Here is a 6987-nt window from a genome sequence, read left to right as displayed (position 1 = left end):
TTTCCCCATGTGAGAGTAGGTCATCGTCAAGATTAAATTCCGAAACCCCTATCTGCGTATGCAGGTAGGGGTTTTGTTTTGCCCGCAGGAAAGTGCGAACGGACATTACCGGTACTTGATCACGATCCCTTTGAGTTTCCGACCTTCAATGGTTTTTACGTCGCGAGCCCACAGTGGACCGTTGACATAGGCGCCCACCGGTTGGATATGGTCGTAGACCACCACCACGGCATCGCCGCCGAGCTTGGCGGATTCTTCGCGTAGTTTTTGTTCTACCTGAGTGATGGGAGGAGCAGGCTCGACGCTGGCATCGATGACCACCTCACCCAATCGGACGTGAGGGCGAAGAGGTTCGGTGCGCAGCACCACGACCTCGCTAGCGAGCGTCGGCGCGGGATGCTCCACGCCCACATAGGCAGTGGTCTGGGCGTCGACGGTGGCGCACCCACTCAGCGCGAGCAGAGTGGCGGTGAGTCCTCCGGCCAGCAGTGACAGTTTGAAACGAGTGGACCAAGGCACGTCCTGGACAGGCATAGTGGGGTTCCTCCGAACAATCCGCTACTGTACGAGGTAGTGTGTTGACGGTAGCAGACGGTCCGGCAGTTGCCAGAAGCCCAACCTTTTCAGGTTGGGCTTTTTTCATGCCTTGAGAAAGTGAGTTTCACTGATCCTTTTCGCAATTCACCATCCACGACACACCAAACCGATCTACCAACATGCCGAAGCGAGCTGCCCAGAACGTCGTCTCCAGTGGCATTGCAACCTTGCCGCCGTCCGACAACGCTGAAAACACCCGTTCTGCCTCCGCAATGCTGTCGACATTAAGTGAAACCGAACAGCCGCTCATTTCGTCAGTAGGGCGATCAGGGGTTGTGTCCGAGCCCATGATCGCCTGATCGCCCACCAGCAGGCGGGTGTGGATGATCAGGTTGTGGTAGTCCGCCGGAAAGTGCTCGCGCGCGGGGCTTTCACCGAAGGTCATCATGACTTCGATCTGGCCTGGCAGGCTTTGGGCATAGAAGGTGAAGGCGGCTTTGCAGTCACCGTTGAAGATCAGGTAGGGATTGATTTTCATGCTTTGCTCCCGGTTACGAAGAGGCGAAGAGAGGCCGAATTCACCTCAGGCTCCGCAGTGATTGGGCTCCCTTTAGCAAAGCGTTAGATGTCGTGACTGGCGGGAATTGTTTAGATGTTTTTTCTATTGAAGCGACGTGGCTTATGGCGCTTGGGCGTCGATCCACTGTCCTCAAGCGACTGCGCGTGGAACCGAGGGGCGCAGCAAACGTTCGATGGCACCGCTCACCAGGTTTTCCAGCAGCTCATCTCGCTCCGCTTCACTCAGCGTGTGCTGCGCCAACCAGCCGGGCGCGCTGTTGAGTAAGTTTGCGATCGCATGTCCGGCGGCCAGCAGACCCTGTTCACTGAAGCGGGATCGGGTCCCGAGCATCAGCAACAATTTGCGCTCGTATTGCTCGCGCAGCTGCCGAACCCGTTCCTGTTGGTCTTCATTCAGGCAGCCGCTGTCTCGCTCTGCCAGACGAAAATGCCAAGGCATCTCCTGATGCAGGTTCAAATGTGCTCGGATGAGGGCATGGAGTTTGTCACGTTTTGCCGGGGCCTTTTGCTCGACCCGCCCCAAGGTGGCCAGCAGCTCTTCGTAAAACTCCTCGATCAGGTCGAGCAGCAAGTGCTGCTTGCTGGGGTAATGGTGATACAACGAGCCGGGGGCGAGCCCCAGGCAGGTCGCGAGCTCACGCATGCCGACCTGTCCGAAACCCTTGCAGGCGAACAGCTCCAGCACCTTGTCCCGGTACTCGGCAAAGCGCGAGCAACGCTCAGGCATAGGCATGGAAGCCACGCCCCGTTTTGCGCCCCAGGTAACCCGCCGCGACCATTTCCTTGAGCAGTGGAGCAGGGCGGTACTTGCTGTCGTTGAAGCCATCGTAGAAAGCTTCGAGGATCGCCAGCACGGTGTCCAGGCCGATCAGGTCCGCCAACGCCAACGGCCCGATCGGCTGATTGCAGCCCAGGCGCATGCCGGCGTCGATATCTTCGGCGCTGGCCAGGCCTTCCTGAAACACCAGGATCGCTTCGTTGATCATCGGCACCAGAATCCGGTTGACCACGAAACCCGGACGGTTGCCCGCAGTGATCGCGGTTTTACCGAGCGTGGTTGCCATGTCCAGCGCCAGGGCATGGGTGGCGTCGCTCGTTTGCAATCCGCGAATCACCTCGATCAGGCCCATCACCGGCACCGGGTTGAAGAAGTGCAGACCGATGAAGCGCTCCGGCTGGCTCACGCTGGCAGCGAGTTGGGTGATGGACAGCGAAGACGTGTTGGAGGCAATCACGCAATCGTCGCTGACCTGCGCGGCGATCTGTTGCAGCACGCGCAGTTTCAGCTCGAGGTTTTCGGTCGCGGCTTCGATCACCAGTTGCACGTTCTGCAGACTGCTGTAATCGGTGCTGGTGCGGATCTTGTCGAGGGCGGCGAGCTTTTGCTCTTGCGTCAGCGTTTCCTTGGCGATTTGTCGATCGAGGTTTTTACTGACGGTTGCGACGGCCTTTTGCAGGGCGCTCTCGGAGATGTCGAGCAAGGTCACGTTAAAACCGGCCAAGGCGCAGACTTGCGCAATGCCATTGCCCATGGTGCCTGCGCCGATCACGCCGATGTTTTGCAGATTCATGTTCTGTCCTTCCGATCAAATCCCGCGATACCTTGGCCGCCATAGTGGCCGAAGGCGTACTATTGGCCGCGAGTCTAGAGCCGGCAGGGCGGTTGTCCTATGCCGAAACTGTTCAACGGCACTGGTGTTTTTTGCCATTCGGGTGATGGGGAGAGAAGCGTTCACATGCGGGAAAAGGACTCGGTTTCCGCCTACTTCGTGCAGGCAATGATCCATGGGCTGGGAAACAATCCGCAACGTCAGAGGGCTGCGCTTGAACAGGCTGGCATCGACCCGGCGTTGATGGAGCAGCCTACTGCGCGTGTGCCGGCGAGTGCGTTTGCCGCGTTGTGGTTGATTCAGATCCGCGAGCTCAATGATGAGTTCTTCGGGCTCGACTCCCATGGCATGCCGCCGGGCGCTTTCGCCCTGATCTGCCGGGCATTGATTCAGGAACCTGACCTGCACAAAGCCATGCGCCAGTGCCTGGCCAATTTCGCGCTGTTCCTCCAAGACTTTCGCGGCACGCTGACGGTGCGCGGCAAACGTGCGGTGATCAGCCTGCAGAACCACTCGCCAAACAGCGACGTCAGTCGTTTGGGCGAGGAGACGTTTCTGGTGTTGATGATCAGTCTGCTCTGCTGGCTGGGTGGTCGGCGCATCCCCATCGATCGCGCAGACTTTCGCCATCAGCGTGTGTCGCTCAGCGATGACCGTTTGCTCTGGGGACCGAACCTGACCTTTGGTGCCGAGCGCACCGAAATCGAATTCGCCAGCCACTATCTGCGTCTGCCGGTGGTTCAGGATCTGGCATCCCTGAAAGTGTTTTTGCGCACTGCGCCGCAATGGCTGGTGATTCGTTTTCGCAATCAACACGGTCTGGCGTCGCAGGTCCACCAGCGTCTGCGTAACAGCCATTACAGCCAATGGCCGACCTTGCAGGCCTTCGCCCTGGAACAGCACCTGAGCCCCAGTACCTTCCGCCGTAAGCTCGAACGGGAAGGGTGTTCATATCAGGAGATCAAGGACGAGGTGCGGCGCGGCGTTGCCTTCGAACAACTGCGCCAGAGCCGAGCGAGCATCAGTGACATTGCCGAGCAGCTTGGCTTTCAGGAACCGAGTGCGTTCCATCGTGCGTTCAAGAAGTGGACGGGGGAAAGTCCGGGACGGTATCGGGCGCGGTATCAGGGGGAGCTCACGGAGTGAACCCTGTTCTTGATCGCTTCACTGCCTTACTCGACCAGGCTAGACGCGCCTTGCTGCTGGTCTGGGCGACGTCTCGCGGGCTGTTTCTGGGATTGGTGCTGGCTACCCTGATCGCCGGCGTACTTCCAGCACTGGCGGCGTGGTTAGGTCAACGCATCGTCGATGCGGTCGTCACCGCCATGCAGTTGCACGCGCAACAGGGCAGTGCGCCGTTGTGGCCGGTCGTGCGTTATGTGCTGTTTGAAGCGGGCGTGCTCGCGTTGCTGTCCGGGACTCAGCGGGCGCTGTCGGTCCAGCAATCGCTGTTGCGGGTGCAGTTGGGGCAGAAGGTCAACACGATGATTCTGGAGAAGGCCCAGACGTTATCGCTGGTGCAGTTCGAGAATTCCGAGTTCTACGACAAGCTGGTTCGGGTGCGCCGCGAGGCTTCAACCCGGCCGTTGGCGCTGGTGATGAAGTCGTTGGGGCTGATCCAGAACCTGATCGTGTTGATCAGCTTCGGCGTGTTGCTGGTGCATTTTTCGCCCTGGGCGCTGGTGCTGCTGGTGGTCGGTGCACTACCGGTATTCTTCGCCGAAGCACATTTTTCCGGTGATGCTTTCAGACTGTTCACTCGCCGCGCGCCGGAGAGTCGACAACAGAATTACATCGAGACGCTGCTCTCTCACGAGGGCTACATCAAAGAGGTCAAACTGTTCGGCTTCGCGCCGCTGCTATTGAAGCGTTATCGCGATACATTCGCGCGGCTCTATGCCGAAGACCGGCGCCTGACATTACGTCGGGATGGCTGGGGATTTGTCCTCGGTCTACTGGGCACCGGCGCGTTTTACCTGGCGTATGCCTGGGTGGTGGTCGATACCGTCCATGGCAATATCAGCCTCGGTCAGATGACCATGTACCTGGTGTTGTTCAAACAGGGGCAGACGGCGGTGAGCAGCAGTTTGAGCGCCATCAGCGGTCTCTACGAAGATGGCCTTTACCTCTCCAGTCTTTATGAATACCTGGCCGAGCCTGTTGTGGCGGATACCGGCAACCTCACCGTGGGCGCGGTCCCTGGCGATGGCCTACGTTTCGAGAACGTCGGTTTCCGTTATCCGGGAGCCAGTCGCGCCGCGCTGGAAGGCATCGACCTTCACCTTGTGCCCGGCCACAGTGTGGCACTGGTGGGGGAGAACGGTTCGGGCAAGACCACGCTGATCAAATTGTTGACGCGGCTGTACCGTCCTGATCAGGGCCGTATCCTGCTGGACGGCAGCGATCTGCAAGCGTGGGAAGAAGGCACGCTACGACGGCGCATCGGGGTGATTTTTCAGGATTACATCCGCTACCAATTCTCCGTCGGCGAGAACATTGGTGTGGGTGACACGCTGGCGTTCAACGATGAACAGCGCTGGCAGGAGGCCGCCGCCGAGGGCATGGCCGCACCCTTTATCGAAGGGTTGGATCGAGGGTATGCCACGCAATTGGGGCGGTGGTTTGCCGGCGGCCAGGAGCTGTCTGGCGGCCAATGGCAGAAGATCGCGTTGTCGCGCGCCTACATGCGGCGCAACGCCGATATCCTGATTCTGGATGAGCCGACCTCGGCACTCGACCCGGCGGCGGAAGCAGCGGTATTCGAGCACTTCAGTGAGCACACCGAAGGCCGGATGACGTTGCTGATCTCCCACCGGTTTTCCAGCGTGCGCAATGCAGACCACATCATTGTGCTGGACCAGGGAGCGATTCTTGAGCGGGGCGATCACGACAGTCTGGTGGCCGCGGGCGGGCGCTATGCGCAGTTGTTTGATTTGCAGGCCCGCGGTTACCGATAGATCTCAAGACTCCCGAGAAAGTCGCGTCACCGCCGGCCCGGCCATTTGTGTTGGTTTTGTTTTCATCAAACCGTCCAGCGCCTGCCGATACTGGCTACCACCCAGGCTCATGCTGTTGTTGTGCGTACCACCGGGCACCAATAGCAGGTGCTTGGGTTCGTTGGCGGCATTGAACAATTGCTGGCTGAACCGCGAGGGCATGAACGGGTCGGCCAGGCCGTGGACCACCAGCAACGGCATGTTGATGTCGACGATCTTGTCGATGGAATCGAATTTTTGCGACAGCAGCCAGCGCACCGGCAACCATTTCACGGGCAGGTTGCTGTCGGCCACTTGCGCCACGGCATCGCCCAGCGAGGTGAACGTGGATTCAATCACCAGACCGCGCACCGGCACCACGCCATGGTCCTTTTTCGCCTGTGCGGCCAGGTCTGCCGCCAGGTCGATCGCCACCGCGCCACCGAGTGAGTGGCCATAGATCAGGCGCTTGCTGGCGTCCGGTTGCATCTCGATGAAGCGCTCCCAGGCGGCTCGGGCGTCTTCGTAAACACTGGCTTCCGACGGCAGATCCCCCTTGCTCTGGCCAAACCCGCGGTAGTCGATGGCCAGCACCGAATAGCCCATGGCGCGCAATTGCTCGATGCGGAACGCCTGGCCCGTCAGGTTCCAGCGCACGCCATGCAGGTAGAGGATCGACGGCGCATCGCGACGCGCGGCCGGCCACCACCAGGCATGCAGGCTTTGCCCGGCCTTGAAGCTGGCGGGCTTGATGTCGAATTCCTGAACGTCCTGCGGCAGACCGCGATACCAGCCAGCGGTCCCGGGCTCGATGCGAAACAGCAGCTCGCGTTCCTTGTACTTGAGCACGCCGCAACTCACGGGCAAGCCGACGACCAGCGCGGCCATGCACATCAGCGGCAGCCAGCGTCGGCCCAAGCGGCTCATGACATTCGAAAACATGCAGGGTCCGGAGGATGGAAAGGAAAGCTCGGGTTTTAACAGAAGCGTGGCAAAAGGTGGGGAAAAATTCGACAGTCGTATGAAGGGCCCGGCTTGGGCGATGACTTTTCGGACCCCTTCGCGAGCAGGCTCACTCCTACATTGGAATGCGTCCCCCCTGTAGGAGTGAGCCTGCTCGCGATGGCGCCATTTCTGCCCACACATCTTTAAAACCGCGCGCAAAGCCATTCGTCTTTGCTTCAGGCACCCGCCTAAAAAAAGATTGAATAATCACACAAAATGTTATTTAAATAACAAAACAACAACGCCAGCGTCAGCCTGGCAAGCCGTATCAAGGTGGGATA

The 6987-nt window shown here is 59.5% G+C and carries 7 protein-coding genes; 2 read left to right on the top strand and 5 right to left on the bottom strand.

What is annotated here, in order from left to right; translation table 11 throughout:
• Positions 1-105: 105 nt before the first annotated feature.
• The 4 genes from QF010_RS33490 to QF010_RS33475 all read right to left on the bottom strand — a co-directional run bounded on the left by QF010_RS33490 (position 106) and on the right by QF010_RS33475 (position 2687).
• Entirely contained in the window at positions 106-534 is a 429-nt protein-coding gene (locus tag QF010_RS33490; protein ID WP_429534801.1) for a hypothetical protein, read from the bottom strand.
• 127 nt (positions 535-661) lie between these two features.
• Positions 662-1075 (bottom strand): VOC family protein, encoded by a 414-nt coding sequence (locus QF010_RS33485; protein WP_429534800.1) that lies wholly within the window; start codon positions 1073-1075, stop codon positions 662-664.
• A gap of 171 nt (positions 1076-1246) precedes the next feature.
• Entirely contained in the window at positions 1247-1849 is a 603-nt protein-coding gene (locus QF010_RS33480) for a TetR/AcrR family transcriptional regulator (RefSeq protein WP_429534799.1), read from the bottom strand.
• On the bottom strand, positions 1836-2687 hold the full coding sequence (locus QF010_RS33475) for a 3-hydroxybutyryl-CoA dehydrogenase (RefSeq protein WP_033053952.1): 852 nt from the start codon (positions 2685-2687) through the stop codon (positions 1836-1838). Before QF010_RS33475 ends, QF010_RS33480 begins: the two co-directional genes overlap by 14 nt.
• Positions 2688-2852: 165 nt before the next feature.
• Between QF010_RS33475 and QF010_RS33470 the strand changes: the two genes are divergently transcribed.
• Positions 2853-3872, top strand: coding sequence for an AraC family transcriptional regulator (locus QF010_RS33470; protein ID WP_033053951.1), 1020 nt, complete (start codon positions 2853-2855; stop codon positions 3870-3872).
• Positions 3869-5683: an ABC transporter ATP-binding protein gene (locus QF010_RS33465; protein ID WP_429534798.1), complete on the top strand. Its 1815-nt coding sequence runs from the start codon at positions 3869-3871 to the stop codon at positions 5681-5683. Before QF010_RS33470 ends, QF010_RS33465 begins: the two co-directional genes overlap by 4 nt.
• A 3-nt stretch (positions 5684-5686) precedes the next feature.
• On the opposite strand, the gene QF010_RS33460 is transcribed toward QF010_RS33465, so the two are convergent.
• On the bottom strand, positions 5687-6643 hold the full coding sequence (locus QF010_RS33460) for an alpha/beta hydrolase (protein WP_429534797.1): 957 nt from the start codon (positions 6641-6643) through the stop codon (positions 5687-5689).
• Positions 6644-6987: the final 344 nt, after the last annotated feature.

It is taken from the genome of Pseudomonas silensiensis (assembly GCF_050434865.1).
Classification (GTDB): domain Bacteria; phylum Pseudomonadota; class Gammaproteobacteria; order Pseudomonadales; family Pseudomonadaceae; genus Aquipseudomonas; species Aquipseudomonas fluorescens_W.
This window is presented reverse-complemented; position numbering and strand designations above follow the sequence as displayed.